Origin of the sequence: Streptomyces sp. NPDC093598 (assembly GCF_044764825.1) — a bacterium.
GTDB lineage: Bacteria > Actinomycetota > Actinomycetes > Streptomycetales > Streptomycetaceae > Streptomyces.
Window position 1 is genome coordinate 115,157 of record NZ_JBIWIV010000019.1, and the last position, 24,176, is coordinate 139,332.

At 70.5% G+C, this 24,176-nt stretch carries 21 protein-coding genes, 1 tRNA gene and 4 pseudogenes; 13 read left to right on the forward strand and 13 right to left on the reverse strand.

Going from position 1 to position 24,176, the window contains the following annotated elements:
• Positions 1 to 105 precede the first annotated feature (105 nt).
• Positions 106 to 639 (forward strand): hypothetical protein, encoded by a 534-nt coding sequence (locus ACIRDU_RS34805; RefSeq protein WP_403587325.1) that lies wholly within the window; start codon positions 106 to 108, stop codon positions 637 to 639.
• Positions 640 to 891: 252 nt separating this feature from the next.
• Here ACIRDU_RS34805 and ACIRDU_RS34810 read toward each other — a convergent pair.
• Together ACIRDU_RS34810 and ACIRDU_RS34815 are read right to left on the reverse strand one after the other, a co-directional pair.
• A tRNA-Ala gene (locus ACIRDU_RS34810) sits at positions 892 to 965 on the reverse strand.
• Positions 966 to 1,510: 545 nt separating this feature from the next.
• Positions 1,511 to 2,272, reverse strand: a pseudogene (locus tag ACIRDU_RS34815) (IS6 family transposase).
• 8 nt (positions 2,273 to 2,280) lie between these two features.
• Here ACIRDU_RS34815 and ACIRDU_RS34820 point away from each other — a divergent pair.
• Positions 2,281 to 2,646 (forward strand): SDR family NAD(P)-dependent oxidoreductase, encoded by a 366-nt coding sequence (locus tag ACIRDU_RS34820; protein WP_403587328.1) that lies wholly within the window; start codon positions 2,281 to 2,283, stop codon positions 2,644 to 2,646.
• A gap of 109 nt (positions 2,647 to 2,755) precedes the next feature.
• Here the strand turns inward: ACIRDU_RS34820 and ACIRDU_RS34825 are convergent, their stop codons facing one another.
• The 3 genes from ACIRDU_RS34825 to ACIRDU_RS34835 form a co-directional block, all read right to left on the reverse strand.
• The gene (locus ACIRDU_RS34825; RefSeq protein ID WP_403587331.1) at positions 2,756 to 2,968 is read right to left on the reverse strand and encodes a hypothetical protein; all 213 of its coding nucleotides are present in this window, start codon (positions 2,966 to 2,968) and stop codon (positions 2,756 to 2,758) included.
• A 276-nt stretch (positions 2,969 to 3,244) separates the two neighbouring features.
• Positions 3,245 to 5,695, reverse strand: a complete 2,451-nt coding sequence (locus tag ACIRDU_RS34830) for an FtsX-like permease family protein (RefSeq protein ID WP_403587333.1) — start codon at positions 5,693 to 5,695, stop codon at positions 3,245 to 3,247.
• The gene (locus ACIRDU_RS34835) at positions 5,695 to 6,426 is read right to left on the reverse strand and encodes an ABC transporter ATP-binding protein (RefSeq protein WP_403587336.1); all 732 of its coding nucleotides are present in this window, start codon (positions 6,424 to 6,426) and stop codon (positions 5,695 to 5,697) included. Before ACIRDU_RS34835 ends, ACIRDU_RS34830 begins: the two co-directional genes overlap by 1 nt.
• A 149-nt stretch (positions 6,427 to 6,575) precedes the next feature.
• Here ACIRDU_RS34835 and ACIRDU_RS34840 point away from each other — a divergent pair, with 149 nt between their 5' ends.
• The gene (locus ACIRDU_RS34840) at positions 6,576 to 7,184 is read left to right on the forward strand and encodes a DNA-binding response regulator (RefSeq protein ID WP_403587339.1); all 609 of its coding nucleotides are present in this window, start codon (positions 6,576 to 6,578) and stop codon (positions 7,182 to 7,184) included.
• Positions 7,185 to 7,199: 15 nt separating this feature from the next.
• On the opposite strand, the gene ACIRDU_RS34845 is transcribed toward ACIRDU_RS34840, so the two are convergent.
• Positions 7,200 to 9,266, reverse strand: a complete 2,067-nt coding sequence (locus ACIRDU_RS34845; RefSeq protein ID WP_403587341.1) for a histidine kinase — start codon at positions 9,264 to 9,266, stop codon at positions 7,200 to 7,202.
• Positions 9,267 to 9,473: 207 nt separating this feature from the next.
• Here ACIRDU_RS34845 and ACIRDU_RS34850 point away from each other — a divergent pair.
• The 3 genes and pseudogenes from ACIRDU_RS34850 to ACIRDU_RS34860 form a co-directional block, all read left to right on the forward strand.
• Positions 9,474 to 9,653 (forward strand): annotated as a pseudogene (locus ACIRDU_RS34850) (hypothetical protein); the annotation flags it as partial.
• Positions 9,654 to 9,717: 64 nt separating this feature from the next.
• Positions 9,718 to 10,437: an IS6 family transposase gene (locus tag ACIRDU_RS34855; protein WP_403587344.1), complete on the forward strand. Its 720-nt coding sequence runs from the start codon at positions 9,718 to 9,720 to the stop codon at positions 10,435 to 10,437.
• Between the two features lie 255 nt (positions 10,438 to 10,692).
• Positions 10,693 to 11,373 (forward strand): haloacid dehalogenase type II, encoded by a 681-nt coding sequence (locus ACIRDU_RS34860; protein WP_403587347.1) that lies wholly within the window; start codon positions 10,693 to 10,695, stop codon positions 11,371 to 11,373.
• 16 nt (positions 11,374 to 11,389) lie between these two features.
• On the opposite strand, the pseudogene ACIRDU_RS34865 reads toward ACIRDU_RS34860, so the two are convergent.
• Together ACIRDU_RS34865 and ACIRDU_RS34870 are read right to left on the reverse strand one after the other, a co-directional pair.
• Positions 11,390 to 11,558: pseudogene (locus tag ACIRDU_RS34865) on the reverse strand (IS5/IS1182 family transposase); the annotation flags it as partial.
• A 114-nt stretch (positions 11,559 to 11,672) separates the two neighbouring features.
• A complete protein-coding gene (locus ACIRDU_RS34870; protein ID WP_403587350.1) occupies positions 11,673 to 12,902 on the reverse strand; it encodes a DUF418 domain-containing protein in 1,230 nt (409 codons plus the stop codon).
• 199 nt (positions 12,903 to 13,101) lie between these two features.
• Between ACIRDU_RS34870 and ACIRDU_RS34875 the strand changes: the two genes are divergently transcribed.
• Both ACIRDU_RS34875 and ACIRDU_RS34880 read left to right on the forward strand, forming a co-directional pair.
• A complete protein-coding gene (locus tag ACIRDU_RS34875) occupies positions 13,102 to 13,758 on the forward strand; it encodes a response regulator (protein WP_403587397.1) in 657 nt (218 codons plus the stop codon).
• Complete coding sequence (locus ACIRDU_RS34880; protein ID WP_403587353.1) at positions 13,755 to 14,864, forward strand: sensor histidine kinase; 1,110 nt, start codon at positions 13,755 to 13,757, stop codon at positions 14,862 to 14,864. Before ACIRDU_RS34875 ends, ACIRDU_RS34880 begins: the two co-directional genes overlap by 4 nt.
• Positions 14,865 to 15,211: 347 nt before the next feature.
• Here ACIRDU_RS34880 and ACIRDU_RS34885 read toward each other — a convergent pair whose 3' ends face one another.
• The 3 genes from ACIRDU_RS34885 to ACIRDU_RS34895 all read right to left on the reverse strand — a co-directional run bounded on the left by ACIRDU_RS34885 (position 15,212) and on the right by ACIRDU_RS34895 (position 17,887).
• Positions 15,212 to 15,739: a hypothetical protein gene (locus tag ACIRDU_RS34885; protein ID WP_403587356.1), complete on the reverse strand. Its 528-nt coding sequence runs from the start codon at positions 15,737 to 15,739 to the stop codon at positions 15,212 to 15,214.
• Between the two features lie 100 nt (positions 15,740 to 15,839).
• Entirely contained in the window at positions 15,840 to 17,627 is a 1,788-nt protein-coding gene (locus ACIRDU_RS34890; protein ID WP_403587359.1) for an ABC transporter ATP-binding protein, read from the reverse strand.
• Positions 17,628 to 17,671: 44 nt separating this feature from the next.
• A complete protein-coding gene (locus tag ACIRDU_RS34895; protein WP_403587362.1) occupies positions 17,672 to 17,887 on the reverse strand; it encodes a hypothetical protein in 216 nt (71 codons plus the stop codon).
• A gap of 323 nt (positions 17,888 to 18,210) precedes the next feature.
• Here ACIRDU_RS34895 and ACIRDU_RS34900 point away from each other — a divergent pair, with 323 nt between their 5' ends.
• Entirely contained in the window at positions 18,211 to 19,371 is a 1,161-nt protein-coding gene (locus ACIRDU_RS34900) for a DUF418 domain-containing protein (RefSeq protein ID WP_403587365.1), read from the forward strand.
• A 543-nt stretch (positions 19,372 to 19,914) separates the two neighbouring features.
• On the opposite strand, the pseudogene ACIRDU_RS34905 reads toward ACIRDU_RS34900, so the two are convergent.
• Positions 19,915 to 20,217, reverse strand: a pseudogene (locus ACIRDU_RS34905) (nuclear transport factor 2 family protein); the annotation flags it as partial.
• Positions 20,218 to 20,345: 128 nt separating this feature from the next.
• Between ACIRDU_RS34905 and ACIRDU_RS34910 the strand changes: the two are divergent.
• The 3 genes from ACIRDU_RS34910 to ACIRDU_RS34920 are packed head-to-tail and all read left to right on the forward strand — an operon-like array spanning position 20,346 to position 22,075.
• Positions 20,346 to 20,924 (forward strand): PadR family transcriptional regulator, encoded by a 579-nt coding sequence (locus ACIRDU_RS34910; RefSeq protein WP_403587367.1) that lies wholly within the window; start codon positions 20,346 to 20,348, stop codon positions 20,922 to 20,924.
• A 43-nt stretch (positions 20,925 to 20,967) separates the two neighbouring features.
• The gene (locus ACIRDU_RS34915; RefSeq protein WP_403587370.1) at positions 20,968 to 21,828 is read left to right on the forward strand and encodes an SGNH/GDSL hydrolase family protein; all 861 of its coding nucleotides are present in this window, start codon (positions 20,968 to 20,970) and stop codon (positions 21,826 to 21,828) included.
• A gap of 10 nt (positions 21,829 to 21,838) precedes the next feature.
• Positions 21,839 to 22,075, forward strand: a complete 237-nt coding sequence (locus ACIRDU_RS34920) for a hypothetical protein (protein ID WP_403587373.1) — start codon at positions 21,839 to 21,841, stop codon at positions 22,073 to 22,075.
• Positions 22,076 to 22,464: 389 nt separating this feature from the next.
• Here ACIRDU_RS34920 and ACIRDU_RS34925 read toward each other — a convergent pair whose 3' ends face one another.
• A complete protein-coding gene (locus ACIRDU_RS34925) occupies positions 22,465 to 23,148 on the reverse strand; it encodes a TetR/AcrR family transcriptional regulator C-terminal domain-containing protein (protein WP_403587376.1) in 684 nt (227 codons plus the stop codon).
• Between the two features lie 119 nt (positions 23,149 to 23,267).
• Here ACIRDU_RS34925 and ACIRDU_RS34930 point away from each other — a divergent pair, with 119 nt between their 5' ends.
• Complete coding sequence (locus ACIRDU_RS34930; RefSeq protein ID WP_403587379.1) at positions 23,268 to 23,972, forward strand: DUF4386 domain-containing protein; 705 nt, start codon at positions 23,268 to 23,270, stop codon at positions 23,970 to 23,972.
• Positions 23,973 to 24,176: the final 204 nt, after the last annotated feature.

The following is a 24,176-nucleotide window of genomic DNA, read 5'->3' on the forward strand; positions in this document are numbered from 1 at the left end:
CCCGCGGGAGCCGGACTGAGAATCAGGGGCGTTGGCACCCGGCACGGGAGGAACCTCGACCGACTGCACGAATCGCTGGAACCGCTCGACAGCTACCCCGACGAATTGCCCCCGACCCGCCAGCGCGGCGACGTAAGCCTGGTGGGCCTGCTCAGCATCGCCGACGACCTCGCCCGCAGCCTGGCGGCGCTGAAGATCCGGGTCCAGCCCTACGACCCGAAGACCTCGCTCGGCAGCCCCGAGAAGGCCCGCGAGAACACGGCGAAGGAGGTCGACCGGCTCCTGGGCACCGCCGTCTACTTCCAGCGTCACGCCCACGCCGCGATGCTCGGACGGTGCGTCCTGGGCGCGGACTCCAAAGAGGACTGCTCCACCGAGGGCGCCAACCTCCAGCTCGACGTCTGGGACGAGACCACGCGCCGGGACATCGTCGAAGACGGCACCACCGGATGCGTCGCCCACATTGTCGAAGCCGCCCGCCGGGCCATGGCCGACCCCGTCAGCCGCAAGATCCTGCTCGTCTTCGTCCGTGACGACGAAGGCACCGCCGTTGCCCGCGCTCTCGGGCTCAGGCCGGACGACACCGCGCAGCTCCTGAGCCGCGGCCTGACCCTGCGCCCGGAACACCGCGTCGGCTGACCTCACCGTTTTCCCGCGGCCGCGCCCGGCCGCTCGACGCCGTCCGACAGGAGACCTTCCCAGCCTCCACACCCTCGCCGAAGGGCTGGAGCGCGATCGTGATGCTGTCGTTGCCGGCCTGACCCTGCCTCGGAATTCGGGCGTCGTCGAAGGACACGTCAAAAGGTCAGGATGTTCAAGCGCCAGATGTACGGGCGCGCGGGCTTCCAACTCCTACGGAAACGCGTCCTACTGGCGTGAGCCAGTGCGGGATGGGGCTGGCCGGATTCGAACCGGCGTCCTCCCACATGCGGTGAAGGCGCGACAACCGCTGCGCTACGAGCCCCATCCCGCCCGCGATCATACGAGCACCCTGAGCCCAGCACTCTGAATTTTCCCAAGAGATCTGATTACTCAGCGCGATGACGTCACAAAACCTGAGCCAGAACCACGACTCGTGAACAAAGTCATGCCCCCTTTCATGTGTGCGATACGACGTATCGAGGGGAGAACTCTCCCTCCCGTATCCCGACTCGCACTGTCACCCCGTGCAACCGGTGCGCGGTGCGTATCGGGCGCGTCAGGCGGTGCGCACCGGTGGGGTGGGGGACTGCGGTGCATCGTGCACGACGTATCGCGAGGCGCGCGTCCGAGCCGCGCACTGGTGCGGCGGCGGGGGAGTTGAGTACATCGCCGGGCTGGGGCCGCACAGCACCGCCGGGCAGTGCGCCGCATCGTGGTGCGCACCGCCCCGCGCGCGGCGCGTTCGGCGATGTGGTCGGGTGCGCGACGTATGCGCTGGTCAAGGCCCGTGAATTCAGCCGGACGGCGCTGTCCTTATCGAGTGCGTCGTCGGGTGAAGGTGTGGTGGGGCTGGGTTGCGGCTATGTGTTCAGGCCGCAGCGGGGCGGCCGGTGACTCCGGTTACCTGGTCCCAGATCGCGAAGCCGATGGCCATCTCGGCCCGGTGGTCGGGAGCGGTCATCAGATGGCGGCGGGGGCGGAAGTGGGGTGAGATGCCGCTGAACGCGGACAGGAACCGCTGGGCTGCGCCGGTGCTCCGGAAGCCTTTCATCGCGTGTTCGCGTTGTCTGGTGGGCTGGTGGCTGTTCTCGGCGCGGTTGTTCAGGTACCTCGACTGCCGGTGTTCGACGGAGGGTATGACCTCGCGGTGGGCCGCGCCGTAGGAGCGGAGCTTGTCGGTGACGATCACCCGGGGCACCGCACCCGTCTTCAGCAGGCGGCGAAAGAAGCGCCTGGCCGCGGTCTTGTCGCGGCGGACCTGCACGAGGATGTCAAGCACCGTTCCGTCCTGGTCGACGGCCCGCCACAGGTACCGACGTTCGCCATTGATCTTGATGAAGACCTCGTCGAGGTGCCACTTGTCGCCGGGCCGGGGCTGCCGACGGCGCAGTGCGCTGGCGTAGGTCTGCGCGACCTTCAGACACCAGCGGCGGACCGTCTCGTAGGACACGACGACACCGCGCTCCAGCATGAGCTAATCGACTTCGCGGAAGCTGAGCGGGAAGCGGTGGTACAGCCGTACGCAGCGGGAGATGATGTCGACCGGGTACCGGTGCCCTTTGTACGACGGCGACCTGCTCTTCACAAACGCCCCTCCGGCATGATCAACCCGGGGATTATCCCACCTCATCAGCCAACGTGACAGCGCCCGACTGGCAGCTCATGGTCGACAACGACCTCGGCGGGGCCTGGCGGGCCATCAAGGTCTTCGCCCCCGCCATGGTGGAACGGCGCGCCGGATCGGTCGTCAACATCGCCTCCGTCGGGGGCCTGGTTGGCTACCGCCACTTCGCCGGATACGTCGCCGCCAAGCACGGCCTCGTAGGACTCACTATGGCCGCCGCCCTCGACTACGCGTCGCACGACGTACGCGTCAACGCGGTCTGCCCCGGCAACATCGGCGACGAACCCGCATGGACGGGCGCCTGCTCGGCGAGGTCGCCCGCGCCCTCGACGCCCCGCTCGCCGGCCGCGCCGAACTGTCCACCGCCGACCAGCCGATGAACACCCTGGTCGACTCCGCCGACGTCGCCGCCGCCGCGCTCTGGCTCGCCGGTGACGCCGCCCCGCCACGTCACCGGCACCGCCCTGACCGTCGACGCCGGCTACACGGTCAGGTGACGGCGATGACCACGACACCGGCCGCCGCTCCGGCCCGCCCCGCCACCGAGCGCCAGTTCTGGTTCGCCGAGCGCATCGCGCCCCGCTCGCCCGCCTGGCGGGTCCTCAGCGCCGTGCGCGTCGACGGCACCGTGGAGCGGGAACTGCTCGCCGAGGCCGCACACCGCGTCACCGCCCGCCACTCGGCCCTGCACAGCGTGTTCACGCCGGTCGGGGGGCGAGGTGAGGTGTGCCCCCGTCGAGCCGCGCACCCCGCCCCTCCTGGACATGCCGCCCGGCAGCGGCTTCGACACCGCCGCCGCGCACTTGGCCTGCACCGACCTCCTCGACATCGCCACCGGACGCCACGTCGTCGTCCGTCCTCGGCGGGACCCAAACCGGGCCTCGTCGACTCCTCGGCGGGGTCGCCCCCGAGGGCCAAAGCCGTCGGTCCGGCCCCCGTGCTCGGGCCGGACCGACGGGACCTCTCAAAGACAGGCTCTCACTCCCGCCCCACCGCCTCCGTAGCCCGCTGCCGCAGCGCCGCCCGTGCCGGCAGCGCCGTGGCCGTCAGGGCTAGGGCTGCCGCCGCCGCGAGCACCGACGCGTAGGTCGTCAGCGGGATGTGCGGGGCCGCCGTGCCGGTCATGCCGCTGCTGAACGCCGTCAGGGTGGCGACCGACAGGGCCGTGCCGAGGACCGCCGCGATCGTCAGCGCGGTCAGCGTCTCCAGGCGCAGCATCCGCAGGATCTGCCGCCGGGTGGTGCCGACGAGGCGCAGCAGGGCCAGTTCGCGGGTGCGGTCGGCGGTCGACATGGCGAGGGTGTTGACGACGGCGATCGCGGTGAAGGCGATGACCAGGCCCATGGCGAAGTAGTTGACCTCCGCGTCGGGCGCGGCGGCCTCTACGGCCTCGGCCCGGTCCATGACCCTGGCGCCGGGTAGGGCGGCGGCAAGTTCCATACGGTCCAGGCCGGACGCGGCGACCAGTAGCGTGCCCGTCGGATCGTCCACGTGCCGGGCCAACAGGCCGTGGTCCAGAGTCAGTTCACCGAAGCCCAGGCCGCGCGCGTACATCGCGATCACCTTCAGGCGGACCGGGGTGCCGTCGCCGAGCGTCATCTTCACCGTGCCGCCGACGCCGACTCCCAGCCGGTCGGCCGCGTTCTCGCTGACGGCCAGCGTGCCGGGGCCGAGCCGGTTCAGGGATCCCGCCGTCACTCCGAGATCGGAGGTGCGGTCAAGGCCGTGCGGCGTCACGCCCTGCGCCCCGTACTTCGTCAGTCCCACGCGGACGTTCGTGTGCAGCACCTCGGTGACCGCCACCACTCCGTCCGTGGAGCGCAGTTGGGCGGCCGACGAGGCGGGGATGTGCGGGCCGAGCACGTAGTCGGCCCGGTTGCCCGCCGCCGCCTCGGCCTGCGCCGCGTGCCCCATCGTCGTAGGGACGAACAGGATCGTGCAGGTCACCCCGATCATCAGGGTCAGCGGCACCACCACGGAGGCCAGCCGGCGGGCCCGGGTGCGCAGGTTCGCGGCGGCCAGGTAGCCGCTGGTCCGCGAGGTCCGCAGCGCGATCCCGAGCAGTGCGACCGCCGCCCGCACCAGCAGCGGGCCCAGCAGCGCCACGGCCACGGTCCACAGCAGCGCGGTGACCATCGTCAGCGGACCGGAGGCGGCCTCGGTCGTAAGCGTCGACAGGACGATCGTCAGCGTCACCGCCCCCGCCGTCACCACCGCCCCCGCCAGCAACCGTGTCCACGGCAGCCGCGCCGTCGGCATGGCCGCCTCGCCCAGCGCCTCGACCGGCCGGATCCGCGCCGCCCGCCGGGCCGTGAGCCGCGCCGCCGCCCACGCCGCGACCAGCGTGGCCAGCACCGCGGCCGCCGCCGGGAACGGGCTGACGACGAGCTTCAGCTGCTCCGGCATCGCCCCCAGCGCCACGAACCGCGCCCGCAGCCAGAACCCGAGCCCCAGCCCCGCCGCCGCGCCGCACACCGAGGCGGCGGCCGCGACCAGCAGCGCCTCGCCGCCCAGCAGGCGGCGCAGCTGTTTCGGGGTGGCCGCGACGGCCCGCAGCAGCGCGATCTCCCGCTGCCGCTGCTGCACGGACAGCGTGAACGTGCCCACCACCACGAGCACCGCCACCAGGAGTGCGGTGCCGCCCAGCGCGCCCCCCAGGCTGATCAGCTTGATCCGCGCCTGCTCGGCGTCGTAGAACTCGGCCTTCCCGCGGTCCTGTCCGACGTACGAGAGCACTCCACGGGACGTCCCGACGACCTTCGAGACGTCCACCGCCGACGCGTCACCGTCGTTCGGGAAGACGCCGATCGCCGTGACCTGCCCGGGCCGCCCGGCCAGCCGCTCGGCCTGCGCGGGCGAGAAGAACACCGTGCGCTGACTGCTCAGGTGCTGCGCCGTCACACCGACGACCGTGTATGAGGCCGGTCCTGCCGGGGTCACCGCCTTCAGCCGTCCGCCGACGCGCTGCCCGGACGCGGCGTCCACGACGACCTCGTCCGCGGCCTTCGGCGCCCGCCCGTCGGCCAGGGTGAACGGCGTCAGCGACGCTGAGTTCCAGCCGTGTCCCAGCGCCTTGCGCCCGTCGTCCCCGTACACCGGGAACGTCACCTCGGACACGACCTCGCGCACCCCGGGCAGTTCACGAAGCGCGTCCGCCAACGAACTGGGGATCCACCGCCGTTCGGCGATCTGCTTCGCCTTGTGCTTCTTCTTGTCCTTCTTCTTCGTGATCGTCTGGTGCACGTACTGGTCGCCGGCGACGACGACCGGCGCGGCCGCGTACCGCTCGGGCTCGACCGTGCCGCGCAGCCCGGTCTCCAGGAGCATCCCGCACCCGGTGATCAGGGCGGCCGCGCACAGCAGGGTGACGAACGCCCCCACGAAGGCGGCCTTGCGGTGCCGCAGCGTCTTGAACGCGAACCCCATCATCACTTCCACGCTCCCAGCCGTGTCATCCGCTCGGCGACCTTGTCGGCCGTCGGGTCCGCCATCGCGTCCACGATCCGGCCGTCGGCCAGGAACAGGACGGTGTCCGCGTACGCGGCCGCCATCGGGTCGTGCGTCACCATCACCACGGTCTGGCCCATGTCGCCGGCCACGTCGCGCAGCATGGTGAGGACCTCGCGCGCCGTCACCGTGTCCAGGGCGCCGGTCGGCTCGTCGCCGAACACCACCTCGGGGCGGGTGACCAGGGCCCGCGCGATCGCGACGCGCTGCTGCTGGCCGCCGGAGAGCTGGGCGGGGCGGTGGCCGGTGCGGCCGGTGAGGCCGACCCGGGTGACGATCTCGTCGAGCCACGCCCGTTCGGTGCGGGCACCGGCGAGGCGCAGCGGCAGGGTGATGTTCTCCCGTACGTCCAGCGAGGGCATCAGGTTGAAGGACTGGAAGACGAACCCGACGCGGCGGCGCCGCAGTTCGGTCAGCTTCGTCTCGTTCATCCCGGCCAGCTCCGTGTCGCCGAGCCGCACCGAGCCCGAGGACGGGGTGTCGAGCCCGGCCGCACAGTGCAGGAACGTGCTCTTGCCCGACCCGGAGGGCCCCATCACCGCGGTGAAGGACCCTCGCGGGATCCGCACCGACACCTCGCGCAGGGCGGCGACCGCCCCCTGCCCCTTGCCGTAGACCTTGCTCACGGCTTCCAACTGCACTGCATCCGTCATGTCTTCAAGACTGCTGACCAGGAGGGCCGGCCCCCACGGACCTCGTCCTGGGTCGACCATGACCTCGTCATGATCCGGACACTGCTATACATTGCGCCGGGGAACAAGGCCTGGGGAGTGGGCCCGGGGACAAGCGGGAGGGGCCGTAGGTGATTCGCATACTGCTCGCCGAGGACCAGCACATCATCCGCAGAGCGCTGGCGACCCTGCTCGGCCTGGAGGACGACCTCGACATCGTGGCCGAGGCCGACACGGGCGCCGCCGCCCTGTCCATGGCCCTGGTCCACCGGCCCGATGTGGCCGTGCTCGACATCGACATGCCCGGCGAGCTCGACGGCCTCGACGCGGCGGCCCGGATCGCCGAGAAGGTGCCCGGCTGCCGGATGCTGATGCTCACCGCGTACGGCAAGCCCGGCCATCTGCGCCGGGCGCTCGCCGCCCAGGTGCACGGCTTCGTCCTGAAGACCGCGCCGCCCGACGACCTGCTCGCCGCCGTACGCAAGGTCGCCGCGGGGGAGCGGGTCCTCGACCCCTCACTTGCGGTCACCGCCTGGGACCTGGCCGACAATCCGCTCACCTCCCGGGAGACGGACGTGCTGCGCCTGGTGGCGGAGGGCGCGGAGGCGACGGAGATCGCGGCGCGGCTGTATCTGTCGGCGGGCACGGTCCGCAACTACCTGACGGGGATCGTGGCCAAGCTGAACGCCCGCAACCGTACGGACGCGGTGCGGATCGCGTCCGAGGCGGGCTGGATCTGACCGACTGCCCTTGTTTTACGGGACGTTGAGGGGCGTACGGGCGGACTCGGTGGCGGGCAGCCACGCCTCCAGCGTGAACCAGCCGTCCGCCGCCGTGGCCGTCAGCGTGCCGCTCAGGGCCGCCAGACGCGTCGTCAGATTGCCGATGCCGGACGAGCCGGGGCGACCGGCGGGGCCTGACACTCCGTCGTTGCGTACGCGCAGCAGCGTGCCGTCGGCCGTGGACTCGGTGCTGATCTCGCAGAGCGCGGCGCTGCTGTGCCGCAGCACGTTGGTCACGGCTTCGCGCAGTCCGGCGCTGAGCACCGTCTCCGCCATCGGCGTCAGCGCGCCGTGGGCGAGGCGCACCTTCGCCTCGATCCCGGCCGCGGCCACCACGGACCGCGCCGACTCGGCCTCCGTCGCCAGCACCATCCGCACCTGACCGCCAGCGGCCGCCCGCAGATCGGCCTCGCCGCGCTCGGTCATGGCCAGGACGTCGGCCAGTTCGGTACGGGCCCGCTCCGCAGGCAGCCGGCGGGCCAGTTCGCACTTGAGGAGGATGGCGGCCAGGCTGTGCCCCAGCAGGTCGTGCAGGTCACGGGCGGCGCGCAGCCGCTCCTCGACGACGGCCGCGCGAGCCTGGCGCTGCCGGTCCGCGTGCAAGTCCCGGACGATCTGGGCCTGCCACAGCAGCCCGTACATCACCAGACCGGTCACCACGGTGGAGACGGCGTAGTTGACGGTGAGCCCGGCGGACAGCCCGAGCCGCACCCCGAGCGCGCCCACCACCCCGGCGACCACGCCCACCAACGGCCACGCCACCCGCCGCGGCAGGGCCAGCAGCAGCGGCCCGGCGACGAAACCGGGGGCACCCAGCCACGCCTGCCCGAACACCGGGATCGGGAGGAAGGCGAGCAGCGTCATCAGGCCCAGCTTGTACGGGTGTCTGCCGTGCACGGACGACAGCTGGAGGTAGACGATCACCGTGAACCCGGCTGTGGCGGGCAACAGTTGGAGCCCGTCGAGCATCAGCAGCGCCTTGCCGCAGAAGCCGACGAGGACGACGGCGAGCAGGGCGACGGACAGCCGGTACGCCCGACCGTCGTCGGCCTGTTCCGGCGCGGGACCGGCCGCGCCGGGCAGCTCGGCCTCGGTGACGAACCGCCCCTCGGGAGTCAGACCCGTGGTCACCCACCCCCCGGCCTCGGCGAGCCGGGCCGGGACGTCCCCGAGGATCTCGTCGTCCGCGGTCCGGGCCGAGTCGCTGACGACGCGCAGCCCCACCCGGCCGTGGGCCGCGTACGTCTCGATGCGGCAGCCAGTGGCACCACGCCGTACGACACCGGTGACCGCCTCGCGCAGCACGTGCGCGAGCAGCGCGCCGGACGGGCCCAGCGGTTCGGTGTGCCCGACGTGCACCTCGGCCTCGATACCGGCGGCGGCCAACAAGGCCCGCGAGGTGATCAGTTCGGGGGCCAGGGACATCGCCCGGTACGTGGCGGCGGACTCTCGGGCGGAGGCGAGGCAGGCGCGGGCCGAGCGGGTGACCTCGGTGAGCACCCCGGCCGCCCGCTCGGGCCGGGCGAGAGCGGCCCGAGCGCCCGCGCCGATCCCGGCGAGACCGCGCCCCAGACCGTCGCCGAGCTCCGCCGCGATATGCAGCCGCTCCTCGGCGACGGCCGCCACGACACCGCGGACGCGGGCCGCGTCCGCCTCCTCGGCCCGCTCGGTGAGCCTCGTCAGCCCGTACACGACCAGGCTGATCAGCGCCATGCTGATGACGTCGTCCACGGACCCGAGGGACGCCGCGCTGCCGACGACGGGCAACGCGAGGAGCGGCCACGGCCGACGGCACAGCAGCAGCGAGCCGCCGAGAAAGCCGAGGATGCCCACGGACACGCCGCTGGCCAGCACCGCGCCGTATCCGGCGGCGGCCTGAGCGGCCGTCAGCCAGGGCCCTCGGTACCGGCGCAGCGCGGGAAGCACGTGCGGGAGGTGGAGGGCGAACACCGCGAGCGCCAACGGGGTCCCGGCGATCGCGTAGACCGCGGCGAAGGCAGCCAGGCCCACCACCGTGCTCGCTCGTGCTGATCGCGTCATAGTGCCCCCACCCCCACCGACCCCGCAGGGATAGTAACCGGACGACCTCTTGAACCCGGCGTACGAAGCAGCCCAGAAGCGCGCACCCTGGCCGCACTCGACAGGGCGGCTGAACTACGAGCGCGCCGGGAACTGACGAAGGGCGGGACACGAGCACCAGCGAGCGGCCAGAGTCGCCACGCCTCCGTTCCCGCCGCTTCCGAGTAAGCCGCGCCGCGCCCGGCGCGCACCCCCAGGAGCACGTCGACGTCGCGCCGCCCGGCCGCGCGGAAGGCGGCCCCGGCCAGCACTCCGGCGGGCGGCACCGACCCGCGCTTCGAGAACGGACCGCTCGCGGTCATCGATGTCGACGCCGACGGCCAGGTCCTCGCGTACTGCACCGGCGGGCGCTGTCACGTTGGTTGACAGGGTGGGATGATCTTCTGGTTGATCGTGCTGGAGGGGGCCGCACGTGGAGAGCACGCCGCCGTCGTACAAGGGGCACCGGTACCCGGTCGAGGTCATCTCCCACTGCGTGTGGCTGTACCACCGCTTCTTGCTGTCCTTCCGCGAGGTCGAGGAGCTCATGCTCGAGCGCGGGATCGTCGTCTCCTACGAGACGATCCGACGCTGGTGCGCCAAGTTCGGGCAGACCTACGCCAACGCGCTGCGCCGCCGACAGCCACGGCCTGGGGACAAATGGCACCTGGACGAGGTCTTCATCAAGATCAACGGGCGGTTGCAGCACCTGTGGCGGGCCGTCGACCAGGACAGCAACGTCCTGGACATTCTCGTGCAGAACCGCCGGGACAAGGCCGCGGCCAAGCGCTTCTTCCGCCGCCTGATGAAGAAGACCCGCGCGGTGCCGCGGGTGATCATCACCGACAAGCTCCGCTCCTACGGCGCCGCCCACCGCGAGGTCATGTCCTCTGTCGAGCATCGGCAGCCGAAGTACCTGAACAACCGGGCGGAGAACAGCCACCAGCCAACGAGGCAGCGCGAACGGGCGATGAAAGGCTTCCGCTCCGTGGGCGGAGCACAGCGGTTTCTGTCCGCATTCAGCGGCATCACGCCCCACTTCCGACCCCGCCGGCATCTGATCCCCGCACACGACTACCGAGCCGAAATGACCGTCCGCTTCGCGATCTGGGAGCAGATCACCCAAGTCGCCGGCCTCGCCACCACGGCCTGAGCACAGCCCGGAACCGGGCTCCACCACGCCACGACGCACCATCAGACACCTACTCACCCAACAACGTGACAGCGCCAGACAGGAGCCTCATGGCTGCGACGGAGAGGAGCACAGAAGGACAGGGGCGACAGTGGTTCGAGGGAGCGCCGACCTGAAGGTATTGACAGTCGTTTCCATCTGGGCGACACTAGATACACATGGTCGACAATCGACAAAGCGGCGGCAGTCTGCTCCGCGGAGACACTAGGAGGACCAGTGGTTTTCGAAGTCAAGCCCAAGTTCGTGACGTTCGACATGAACGGAACGCTGATCAAGTTCAGCATCAACGACGCGATGCGGGAGGTCCTGGGCGACCGACTGCCGGCTGAGGTCGCTGATGAGTACCTGCGGATCTGCAAGGCGTACCGGATCGACGAGTGCACGGGCGCGTACCAGCCGTTCCACCAGGTCGTCGCGCGTTCCATGGAACGCGCCTCGCGCAGCGTCGGTCTCGAGTACCGCGAGGACGAGGCGTGTGCGGTGTACGAGCGCATCCCCACCTGGGGCCCGTACCCCGGTGTCACCGAGGCACTGAACCGCCTGGCCGAGGCAGTCCCGCTGGTCATCATCACCAACAGCGACACCGCGCACGCCGTGCGTCTCGCGGAGAACCTCAAGGCCCCGTTCGAGGTCGTCATCAGCGCCGAGGAGATGGGCGTCTACAAGCCACGGCTCCGCGCCTTCGAGTACATGTTCGACAAGCTTGGCGTGACGCCCGACGAGCTCGTGCACGTCTCCGCGAGCCCGATGTACGACCATCGCTCCGCGGCGATCATGGGCATCAAGAACAAGGTGTACGTCGACCGCGGCTTCGAGCACGACGAGCACTGGCTCGGCTACGAGCGCATCACCGACATCGCCGACCTTCCGGTCCTCTTCGGCCTCCAGCGTCCCTGACGCCTAAAACCGTGTCCTAACTGGTGAGGCGGACGAGGCGCTTGTAGCAGCAGAGCGCGGCGGTCAACCCGAGAAAGGCCAGGTAGTTGCGGGAATTACGCTGGTAGCGGTGGGTGAGTCTGCGGCGACATCGTCCGCTCGATCACCCACCTGCGGCGGCCAAGGCGTTCGCTGGACTCGATTCCGCACTCGTCCGGCACCAACCGCTTGACCAGATCCGTCATGCACGAATCCACGAACGGGCACCCAAAGGAAACGACGTTCAGGAACGCTTCGGGTATCTCAGGGGTTCTGCTGTCTCAGCGAAGCGTGGAGCTGGTGCCGGTTCGTTCTTGCCGCCGTAGGACCGCAGTGTCAATGCGTCGGGCCAGTCCGGTCGCCTTGCCCATCAGCCATTCCAGCGGCCCGCGCTGGAAGAAGCGGGACCAGAGGGTGGCGAGAACGGTGATGGACGCGATGATGCCGAGCAGGATGTACATGAGCAGGACGGTCGCTTCCTCGGTGTCCAGGAGCCAGATGGCGACGATGTGGTAGACGTACGCCGTCAGTGACATCGAGCCGACCGCGATGACGGGTGTGGCCAGGCGGCGCAGCCGGGGATCACCAGGATCGCCACACCGGTGTTGCCCACGATGGACAGGTCGCCTCGCTGTGCGGGGAGGCGACCAGCATCCCGGCGGGTGTACCGCCGAAGATGCCCTCTCTGCCGGGCGAGGCGGACGACTGGACGACATACCGGGTCCCCCTGCGGTTTCCCGGGCGGCTGCGGCTGCACCGGGCACGAGACGCAGCGCCGGCCAGGAGCCGCCATAGCCCGTGACGGCGAGGGCGACGTCGGCGAGGGCGAGACGTATACGGACAGCCGTGGCGGCCAGGTCGAGGCGGGCGACAGCCATACCGGCGATGACGGACGGGACCCAGGTCAGGGCCGGATAGCCGCCGGTGAAGAACAGCGAGACGACGCCGTCGGCCCGGCCGACGGTGGGAAATACGCGGTCGCCGACCACCGGCTTCAGCAGGTACAGCAGCTGCGGGCCCGCCAGAGCCCATGCCACGGCGATCAGCGCCAGCGGTTTGGCGCTCAGCCGGTGCAGCGGCAGCACGAGCAGGAAGAACAGTCCGTAGAAGGCGAGGATCGGCACGACCGGGGTGCCGGTCATGGTCAGGGCGGTGCCGAGGGCCAGCAGGATCACGGCTCGGATGACGACCTTGGCTACGGCCTGGCGGCCGGCCGTACCGGTCTTCGGCGTGCGGTGCCCGGTGATGAGGGCGACTGCGAAGCCGGCCAGGACGGCGAACAGGGTGGAGGAGCGGCCTTGCGCCAGATCCATCAGGAAGCCGATGACACTGTCCTGATCCGGGGCGGAACCTACGTGGACCGCGTACATGCCGAAGACGGCCAGGCCGCGGGCCAGGTCCAGACCGATCAGCCGGCCTACCCCGGGCGCACTGGTCGAGGCCTCACCACGCCCACGGTCAGGGGATGCGGCGCTGGCCGGGAGCAGCGGGGAGTCTGGGTGATGGGTCATGACCCTCAGGCTGGAGACCGGGCCGATCGTGGACGATCCGGCAGAAGGCTGCCGGTCCCTGCCTACTGGTGGGTGCTACCCCGCCGGGTGGCTGGAGCTGCCGCTCGACGGGCCATCGGGACCGATCGGGGCTTTAGGGTCGAGTCGGCATGGGCCGGACGGCGAGGATGAAGGTGAGGCGGAGCACGTGATCCGGGTAGTGGTGGTCGACGACGAGGCACTGGTCCGCTCGGGCTTCGAACTCATTCTGAACGCGTCCGAGGACATCGAGGTCGTCGCGACCGCGAGCGGCGGCGAAGCCGTCGAGACTGTCCGCCGGGAGCGGCCCGACGTGGTGCTGCTGGACATCCGGATGCCGGACGTCGACGGGCTCACCGTCCTGCGCGAACTGCGGAAGACGCCGGACGCCCCGGTCGTGGCGATGCTGACCACCTTCGACGCCGACGAGTACATCCTGACCGCGCTGCACTCCGGCGCGGCCGGCTTCCTCCTCAAGGACACCGAGCCCGAGCAACTCGCCCACCTGGTGCGCACCCTCGCCGCGGGCGGCGTCGTGCTTTCCCCCAAGGCGTCACGGAGCCTGTTGCACAGCCACCCCGGCACCGAGACGCCCGTCGACGATCAGGCCGCCCGGGTCCGGCTGCTCACCGCGCGGGAACGTGACGTCCTCGTCCTGGTGGCGGAGGGACTGTCGAACGCCGACATCGGGGCGCGCATCCACCTGGGTGCCGGCACGGTCAAGGACCACGTCAGCGCCATCCTCACCAAGCTGCGGGTGTCGAGCCGGGTGCAGGCCGCGCTGCTGGCGCAGCGGGCCGGACTGCTCGACGAGCACGCGCGGGAGGCAGGCCGATGAGCCGCGCACGCGCCATGTGGCAGCGGCTTCCCACGCCGGTCACCGGCCTCGCCCTGGTGGCGGTGGCGGCCGTGGATGTATGGCTCAACATGGGGGAGCACACGCCCCTCGAGCTCGCGCTGGCCGCTATCGGCTGCACCGCGCTGGCCTTCAGGCGCCGCTTCCCGCTCGGCGTGTTCCTGCTGACCCTGCCCGTCGCGCTGATGCAGGATGTCGCCGTCGCTGTGCTCGCGGCGCTGTTCACCCTGGCCGAACGCTCCCGCAACCGCCGTCTCCTCGCCGTGTGCGTCGCCCTGGCCGCCGTCGCGAGCAGTACTCCGTGGCCCCTGGCCGAGGTCGACCGGACCATGACACTGATCTTTTTCGTGTACGGCCTGGCGACCGCCGCGGCCCCGGTCCTCTTCGGCCAGCTTCTCCAGGCGCAACGGGACCTGGCGCGGCGGCTGGCCGAGATCGAGGAGGCCAAGGAGCACGAGCGGGCCCTGCATGCCCAGGCAGTGCTCGCCCGCGAACGCGCCCAGCTGGCCCGCGAGATGCACGACGTGGTCTCCCACCAGGTCAGCCTGATCGCCGTACGGGCCGGGGCGCTTCAGGTCGCCGCCAAGGACGCGGACGCCAAGGAGGCCGCCCGCACGATCCGTTCGCTGAGCGTCACCACACTCGACGAACTGCGCACCATGGTCACTCTGCTGCGCGCCTCCGGCGGCGACGCCACCGAGCTCACCCCGCAGCCCACTCTGGCCGACCTGCGCAAACTTGTGGAATCGAGCGGAACGCACGCACAGCTGACGGGCGAACTGCCGCCCACCGTGAGCACACCCGCCCAACGGGCCCTCTACCGTACGGTCCAGGAAGCGCTGACCAACGTCCGCAAGCACGCCCCCGGCGCCAGAGCGCGCGTCGAGCTGTGGCAGGCAAGCGACGGCATCGGAGTGACCGTCACCAACACCCCGCCCACCCGGCCTTCGCTGTCCCTGCCCGGTTCGCAGCAGGGCTTGGTCGGTCTGCGGGAACGGGCCGACATCCTGCGCGGGACCCTGGAGGCGGGCCCGACCGCGGAGGGCGGCTACCGGGTACGGCTGCGCATTCCCCTCAGCGCGGACTGACCGACCAGGCGGCCGGGCGGCACAGCCGCCGCCCGGCCGCCTGCCACGGCACGTCGGCTCATGCTGTGCCGTGGTGGTGACTGGATGAGCCCATCGGGCACGTCCAGACCTCATGCCGCGAACACAGTTCCGCTCGTCCGCCGCCCGGCGGCGGGATGTCCTGTCGCGGGCCCCTCTCAGAAGGGTGTTGAGTCCTCGGTCCGTCGGCTGATCCGCGTGGATCTCGTACGCTCGCCGACGCCCTGGCCTCCGTCAGCGCCTGACGGAGGCCGGACAGGGGCCGGACAGGGGCCGATACGTGGCCGACGACATCGGCCCCCCTCAGCGGCATCCGCGACATCGCCTCGTCACTTCAACAGGGTGCTGACCAAGGCGACGGCCATTCCCAAAAGCGCGTCGATACAGCCGATCCTGACGGCTCGTCCCCACGTCCGGCCCGCGGCCCGGGCGGCGAGCAGGCCCCAGCCCAGCAGCAGGACGGTGTTGATTCCGAAGGCGACGTACTCGATGCCTGTGGAGCGCCACCAGCCAAGGCCCGCCCCCCACAGCACCAGCGTGGTGGGCAACGCTGCCACTACCAGCGGCCACTCGGCGAGCACGGCACGCACCACACCCCGTACGCCGGGATGGCCCTGCGCGTCGCGGTGGGCGATCTGGTGGGCGTAGCCATGGGCCAGGGCCGAGGCGAGGGCGGTGAACAGGACCCATAGGGCGTCGTCCATGCGTGCCGCTCGAGTCGTCTCGCCGAACTGCGTGAGCGCGGCGACGGCCGAACTCGACACCAGGAGCCCGTACACGCCGCTGAACAGCGCGGTCGGCTGGGCCAGCCAGTTCCACACCGCACCTCTGCAACGGATGGCGGACTCGATGCGCATACGGGGCCTTTCACGGTCTTGGTTTGCGTGGGTGTCGGTGCTTGGAGTTGTCCGGCCGGGAACGCGGCAGTGGACGACCGGACACCCTGCGTGTGGTGCGTCATCGCGCGGAGGCCAGGAACTGGGTGGCCGCCAGTTGCGCGTACAGCCGATCCTGGGCCACCAGTTCCTCATGGGTGCCCACGGCCCGGACATGTCCGCCGTCCATGACGACGATCCGGTCGGCACCCGTCACCGTCGACAGACGGTGGGCCACCACCAGCACGGTGGTCTCGCGAGCCACCTCCGCGACGACGTCCCGCAGCGCCAGCTCGTTGACGGCATCGAGCTGCGAGGTCGCCTCGTCCAACAACAGCAGGCGTGGCCTGCGCAGCAGGGCGCGGGCGATGGCGACGCGCTGCCGCTCACCGCCTGACAGCTTCGAGCCGCGGTGTCCGACCGGGGCGTCCAGGCCGTGGGGCAGGCGCTCGACGAGGGTATCGAGCTTCGTGCGGGCCAGGACGTCGCGGATGTCGTCGTCCGTCGCGCCGGGCGCCGCGAACACCAGGTTCTCGCGCAGCGTGCCGGCCAGCACCGGGGCGTCCTGCTCCACGTACCCGATGGCGGACCGTAGCTCGGACAGGGACCAGTCCCGTACGTCCTTGCCGTCGACCAGGACGCGGCCGCCGGTGGTCTCGTGGAACCGCTCGAGGAGTGCGAACACCGTCGACTTGCCCGCACCGGAGGGGCCCACGAAGGCCGTCATCCCGGTGCCCGGTACCTCGAAGCTCACCTGCTGATGGACGTACGGCTGGCCAGGTCGGTAGCGGAAGGACACGTTCTCGAAGCGGACCGACGCCAGACCCGGGACCAGTGCCCCCTGCCTGGGCAGGGCGCCCGCTGGCCGGTCGGCCGACTCCGTCGCCAGGCGTTCCACCTGCGCGATCCGGGACAGCGCGGCCGCCCCCTCCTGATACGAGGACCCGGCTTCGACCAGCGTGGACACCGGCTCGATCAGGTAGAAGAGGTACAGCAGGAAGGCGATGAGGGTCGACACGGGGATCTCCCCGGACGCCACCCGCGCCCCGCCGACCGCGAGCACCGCGAGGAAGGCCAGCTGGACGGCGAGTTCGTCGACCGAGCCCGCCACGGCCTCCCACTTCGCGCTCTTCACGCCGTGCCGCCACGCCCGCCGCGCCGCCGCCTCCACCCGGGCGGTCTCCCGCTCCTCGGCACCGGACGCCTTGACCGTACGGAACGCTCCGAGAGCCCGCTCCAGTGCGACGGAGACCTCCCCGACCGCCTCCTGCGCCCGTTCGGTGGCCTGCGCGATCTTCGGCATCACCAGTCCGACGGCCCCGCCGACCAGCACGACCACCCCGAGCGTCACACCCAGCAGTACGACGTCCAGGTACGCCATCATCACGATGGCCGCCACGAAGGCCACCGCGCCGGTGGCGGCGGAGACGACCGCCTGGATGCTGACCGCCCGCAGCAGCGTGGTGTCGGAAGTGACCCGGGACATCAGATCGCCCGGCGGGGTCCGCTCGAACTCCGCGATCCGCAGCCGCAGCAGCCGCCCCACGAGGGTGCGCCGCGCGGCCAGGACCACCGACTCCGCTGTCCGCTCCAGCACATACGCGCCGAACGCCTCGACCGCCGTACCCACCAGCACCAGCACGGTGAGCGCGATCAGGATCCCGGCGATGGTGTCACCGGAGGCCAGCCGGTCCACCAGTGCCTTCGTGGCCAGCGGCTGCAGCAGTCCCCCGGCGGCCCCGACCAAGGCGCACAGCAGACCGAGGACGACGGCCCACCGGTGCGGCCGGACGTACGAGCCCAGTGCCTTGAGCGTCTCTCGGGCGGACGGGGACGTCTCATCCGTCGTCGGGGCGGATGCGGTGTTCACGAAATTCCCTTCTTCAGTGTGCCGGGGCGTAAGCATGCGCCGGGTCAGTTGCCGAGTCCGGCGGTGCGCATGGCGAGGTGGCGCAGCAACGCTTCGGTCACCTCCGGGCGGACGACGCACAGGACGAAAGCGCCCGCCGCCAGCGTCATACCGAGGGACTCCAGAAACTCGCCCCTGCCAGGGAAGGCGTCACGGCCCGGTACGTCGGCCGATGTTCCGCGGAAGCCCTCGCGCTCGTCGTGTCGCACACGCTGTGTCATGCCTCCAGCCTGGAAGCCCGCCCACCCCGCTCCCATCCGGCAACTGTCGGGGCCACCCCCGCCGAGTGGCTGAAGAAAGACCGCCGTCCGGTCGCACCGGACCGGCCGGGCCTCGAGGTTCCACCGGTCGGCAGGGCGCTCCCCCCCGATCGGCGGGGGCGTTACCGAAGACTGCCGGGTGGTCCGCCCCCTGGCGTCCGCGCGAGGTTCTCCGTATGACACAGACACAGCCGCCACAGGAGACGTCAGTTCCGCAGGAGAACTCGCCTCCGCCGCCCCGAATCTCCCCCGAGTCCGCCGTGCCGGCCTCGCCCGGTCCCTCGATGGGACGCCTCGTCGGGGTGGATCTGGCCCGCGCGCTGGCGGTGTTCGGCATGTACATCGTGCACATCGGACCCCCGCTGTCCGCCACGACCGGTGTCGGCAGCTGGATCCGGTACGTGGCGGACGGTCACTCGTCGGTCCTGTTCGCCACCCTCGCCGGGTTCTCACTGATGCTGCTCGCCGGCCGCCGGGAGCCGAAGACCGGCCTGGCGGGCCGGCAGGCGAAGGCTCGGATCGCGATCCGAGCCGTGGTCCTGCTGGCGCTGGGCACCGTGATGGCGATGGAGTACGGGGGAGTGATCATCCTCGGCTTCTACGGTGTCTACTTCCTGCTGGCCCTGCCCCTGGTGCGACTGCGCGCCAAGACGCTCGCGATCCTCGCGGCCGCGTTCGCCCTCGTCACACCGCAGCTGGCGTTCGGCCTGACCTCGCTGCTGACTCCGTCGGTCCAGGAGAGCATCAACGCCTACGACCCGCTCCGCCGCCTCAGCGAGGTGGGAGTGCTCGATCTGCTGCTCACCGGCTTCTACCCGGCGCTCACCTGGATGTCGTTCGTGATCGCAGGTATGGCGCTGGGCCGCCTCGACCTGTCCTCCGGCACTGTCCGGCGGCGCCTGGCCGCGTTCGGTGCCTCCCTCACCGTGGCCGCGTACGGCATGTCCTTGCTGCTCGCCGGCAAGGACGCGTTGAGGAGCATGGCGGAAGACGGGTCGTCGTCCGGCGGCTCCGGTTCGATGCCCCCCGACAGCGGTTCGATGCCCCTCGACGGCGGGTCGTTCCCCGATATGCCGGCGTCGTCGCTCCTGTCGGCCGGGCCGCACAGCGGCACCACGTTCGACATCATCGGCAGCGTCGGAGTCGCGGTCCTCGTGATCGTGGGCGCGACGGTGCTGATGGACCGCCTGCCGCGTTTGCGCCGTCTGGCGAAGCCGGTCATCGCCGTGGGCACCATGTCCCTGACCGCCTACGTCGGCCACTTCGTCGCACAGTCCGTGCTGTCCACGCCCGTCGGGACCAGCACCCAGCAGTCGTGGTTGCCGCTGATCATGTACGTCCTCGGGGCGATCGTGTTCGCCGCGATCTGGTCCCGCTTCTTCCGCCGCGGCCCCCTGGAGTACCTGCTCAACGCCGCCACCAAGCCGGCGAAGCACATCCGATAACACCCGGCCGGGTGGGGCGCCTCCACGCCCCACCCGCCTGGACCGCTCACGGATCCAGCAAAACGCATAGTCTTTGCAGGCTTCCACCCTTACGCCCTGTTCGCCGCCGAAAGGTGCACCGAGGGCCCGCCAATCCGTGTGCATGCTGACTCAGCCCACCACCCGAACCAGCGACAGCATCACACCAGTTGCGCTGTGCAGCCCTGTGCTGCTGCAGGGGCAGGGGCCGTGCGCTGCTGGCGGAGTTGCCGGTTTGCAGGGTCAGTTGGTGGACGACGCGGATGAGGGCTTCGCGGTCGGCGCGGAGTTCGGCAAGCTCGTCTTTGTCTGCTGCGCGGAGTTCCTTGAGTCACGAACGCACCCAGCCGTGCTGGACGGGGTGCGGCGGGTAGGCGAACCCCACCCGCTCCGCAGCGTCGGCAGGGACCCGGAACACGATCGTCGTGACCCGTCATCCTTGCCGCACGGCGTCCGCGACGGGAGCCGCGCCGCGTTCTCGATCTTCGGCCTACCCCGATGCCGTGAGCGTGTGCAGGACGGCTCGATTACGAAGTCGTCGATCTTGCCGCCCTCGTCGAAGTGCAGGAAGTCGCAGCCCTGGAGCTTCTTTCCGGCGACGCTCGCGGTGAAGACGAACGCGTGGTCGCGGCCGTCGGGATTCGCGATCTCCCGGACGTAGGTGAAGTTCTCGAAGACCTGTGTCACAGCGCGCAGGATCGCGGTGGTGATCGCCTTGCCCGGGTACGGCTCGAAGGCGACCGGGCTGGTGAAGACGACGTCGTCGGCCAGAAGGGCGGCCACGGCGTCCAGGTCACCGTTCTCGACGGCCTTGCGGAAGGGGTGCATGATCGACCTCGCTACTCAACAAGTTGCATATGTGCAGAGGAGGGTAGAGGCGACTCCGGCGTTTGTCGGGGGTGCGGCGCTTCGGAAGTGCTCATCACTGAACACTCGCTGGGTCGTACCTTGCTCCCATGGCATTGCGGAACGCGGTGATGGCCGCGCTGCTGGAGGGCGAGGCGTCCGGTTACGACCTCGCAAAGGGCTTCGACGCGACGGTCGCGAACTTCTGGGCGGCGACGCCTCAGCAGCTCTATCGGGAGCTGGAGCGTATGGAGGCCGAGGGACTGGTCACGGCTCGCCTCGTCGAGCAGCGGAGTCGTCCCAACAAACGGCTGTTTTCCCTGACGGAGGCTGGGCGGGAGGCGGTGCGCGCATACACGGCCGAGCCGCCGGGTCGGCCCGCGGTCATCAGGGACGAACTGCTGGTCAAGGTGCAGTGCGCGGACGCCGGCGACGTCGAGGCGGTGCGCGCCGCCGTCGTCGAACGCATGGAATGGGCCACGGCCAAGCTGGCCCGCTACGAGAGAATCCGGCAACGACTGCTGGGCGGCCGCTCGGAGGAGGCGTACTTCGCCGAGGCCGAGCGTATCGGCCCGTACCTCACTTTGCTGCGCGGGATGTCGTTCGAGCGGGAGAACCTCCAGTGGGGCGACATGGCGTTGCGCAGGCTCGACCAGCGCGCCAAGGCTATTACTCAAGTAATTGACTAGAGTGGTGGCTCTTCCGATGGTCGCAATAAGGAGCCAGCCGCTCATGTCAGGCACTGAGACCCGCTATCTGCGCTTCGTGGCCCTGGGTGACAGTCACACCGAAGGGGTCGGCGACGGCGACGATGTGACAGGCCTGCGCGGGTGGGCCGACCGGCTCGCCGAGCACCTGGCTCGGCACAGCCCGCAGCTTCGGTACGCCAATCTCGCGGTACGGGGCCGTCTGGCCGGGCAGGTCCACGCGGAGCAGTTGCCCGCGGCGCTTGCGCTGCGGCCGGACTTCGCGACGGTCGTGGCTGGAGTCAACGACATGCTGCGCCCCCGCTTCGATCCGGATGAGGTGGCCGCGCATCTGGAGGCGATGTTCGCCGCGCTCACCGGCCAGGGGACGCGCGTGGCGACGCTCACCATTCCCGACATCGCGCGCGTCAGTCCACTGGCCCGTCCGCTCCGGCCGCGTCTTGAGGCGCTGAACCACCGCGTTCGCGCGGCGGCGCACCGGCATGGTGTCGTCGTCGCCGACGTCACCCTGTATCCGGTGGCCACGGATCCACGCCTGTGGAGTCAGGACCGCCTCCACTCGAGCCCACTCGGCCACCAGCGGATCGCGGCGGCGCTCGCTCACTCGCTCAACCTGCCAGACACTGACGACTCCTGGACGCACCCGTTGCCCGTCCTGCCTGTTGGTCGGGCACGATTCTTGCGTGCCGCGTCAGCCGAGGTGCGCTGGGTCGCCGGATTCCTAGGTCCGTGGATCGGCAGGCGCGCGCGTGGGCGTTCCTCCGGAGACGGTCGCGTGGCCAAACGCCCGGACCTCCTGTCCGTCGGCAGCGCCGGCCAACACTTCGGCCGTGCCTTCCAGCGTGGACAAGAGCCTTCCGTCGACCTGGCAGACGCCTCGGAGTAGCGAGATCCGCTTGTCCGAGCATGAGCAGCGGTCGGTGCTTGCCCGAGTCGGGACGACGAACGATGCCTACTACGTCCTTCTAGAGCACGCGGAAGCCCACGACAACCTGCTGTGCATCCAGGTGGCCAAGAACAAGGACGACCCGAACCGGTTAAGGTTCCACGGCCCCGACCACTACCTCAAGACCGCCGCTCAGATGGGGACCTGTTCGCCGAACTGCCCGAGGCGTGCGACAACACCCTGCTGATCGCGGAGCGCATCGAGTCCTACGAGGAGGTCTTCGCCCCCAAGGACGAGATGCCGCAGTACCCCGGCGTCCCCGAAGGGCAGACCCAGGAGTCGTGGCTGCGACAGGAGTGCCTCAAGGGTCTGGCCATGCGCTACGACTCCCCGGTCCCCGCCGACGTGATGGAGCGCTTCGAGCGTCTCGTACCAGAGGCGACCGGGGCGTGCCGGTGGGGGAGATCGGTGCGGTGGCGGGTGTGGCGTTGCCGGCGGGCGCGCAGTCTGCCGCTGCTGGTTGTGCGGCTGTCAGCGTGGGCCTGCTCGGCTTCATCCGAGGGATCGCCGTCGCGTTCTGGGCTCGGCTGGGCTTCCCTCCCTCTTCGACGCTAGATCAGCCCCCCCCCGCATCCGCTACGCCTTCGGTGCGGACGTCCAGCCTTGGCGGCGGAGGCTTTCGAAGCCGTCCAGGAGGAGGTCGAGTGCGAATTCGAACTCGAACTGGTCGTCGCAGCCGCCACCGACCGTGGAGCCCCCGTCGTGTGCAGCCGTCGCGGCCAGTTCCGCGATGTGCGGGTAGCGCGCCGCCAGCTCGGGGCTCGGCGGGCCGGAGGGGCCGGAGGTGTCGAACAGTTCCTGGCTGAAGCCGAGCAGGCGGCTGCCCATCGCGTGCATGACGTGGTGCGTGAGGTCGGCGGAGAGGCCGCCGTCCCGGAAGCTCCCGGCCATAGAGTCCAGGTACGCCAGCACGGCCGGGGCGGGGCCGGTCCGCGACTCGATGACCCGGGCCGCCCAGGGGTGGCGCAGCAGGACCCGCCGGGCCGAGAGGATCCGCCCGCGGACCACGCTCTGCCAGTCGGGGCCCGCAGCCGGCGGGTCGATCTCGCCGACCACTGCGTCGACCATGCCGTCGAGCAGCTCCTCCTTGTTGGCCACGTGCTTGTAGAGGGCCATCGGTACGACATCCAGCTCCTGCGCGAGCCTGCGCATGCTGAGCGCGTCGATGCCGGTGGCGTCGGCGAGCGCGACGGCGGTTCGCAGGACGCGGTCCCTGTTCAGGGGGATCCGATGCGTGTGTGCGGCTTTCTGCCGGGTCATTCCGGTTCGGCCCCTTCCCTCCTCGACAGCGCCCTCTCCTTGACGAGTGTACGCCGTACACCTATGCTCGCCGCCAGGTGTACGGCGTACACCTCCACCGAGTGAGAGGTACCGAGAAGATGAGTCCGGACCGGAGAACCGCGGTGGCCACCGGGTCGCTGTTCCTGCTGACCGAGGCCGCCGCAATAGCCGGGGCCGTTCTGTACCGCCCCTTGCTGGGAGAGGCAGGCGGCCGGCTCGCGCAGAGCGCCGACATGCGGGCGCTGCTCGGGGTGCTCTGCGAGGTGGTGCTGGTGGTGGCGGTGGCCGGTACCGGGGCGGCGCTGTTCCCCGTCCTGCGGCGCCACAGCGAGGGGCTCGCGCTCGGGTACGCCTTCGGGCGGCTGCTGGAAGCGGCCGTCATCGCCCTCGGGATCGTCGCCGTCCTGGCGCTCGTCACCCTGCGGCGGGACACAGGGGCGGCGGCAGGCGCCGACGTCGCGCTGGTGGCCGTGCACGACTGGACGTTCCTGCTCGGGCCCAACATCGCCCTCGGCCTGAACACCGTCCTGCTTGCCTACCTTGCGTACCGCGCACGGCTCGTGCCGCGCTTCATCGCCGTGCTCGGACTGGTTGGCGGGGCGCTGATCTGCGCCTCGGCCATCGCCGTGATGTTCGGGTCCTACGCGCAGCTCTCCGTGGCGGGGGCGGCCGCCGCGCTCCCGGTGTTCGCGTGGGAGCTGGGACTGGCCGGGTGGCTGATCGTCAAGGGGTTCGGGCCCGGCTCAGGCGCCACGTCCCGGGCAGACAGAGAGGTGGCTGATCCGGCAGGTGTCCGTCGGTGAGGTCGGCCCGAGCTTGACGACGGAGCCGTCCGGGGGGACGCGCCAGCCCTGCCCGGCGGAAACGTCATGATCTGCGAGAAGCAGCGACCGACGCGCGGCTGAGGCTCAGCACTTACTGATCATTTCAGAATGAGGTTCGGAGTCGTCTCAAGCAGATGATGCTGCAGGCGAGTTGGAGCAGTCCGAGGTGGAGGTCGGCTCGTA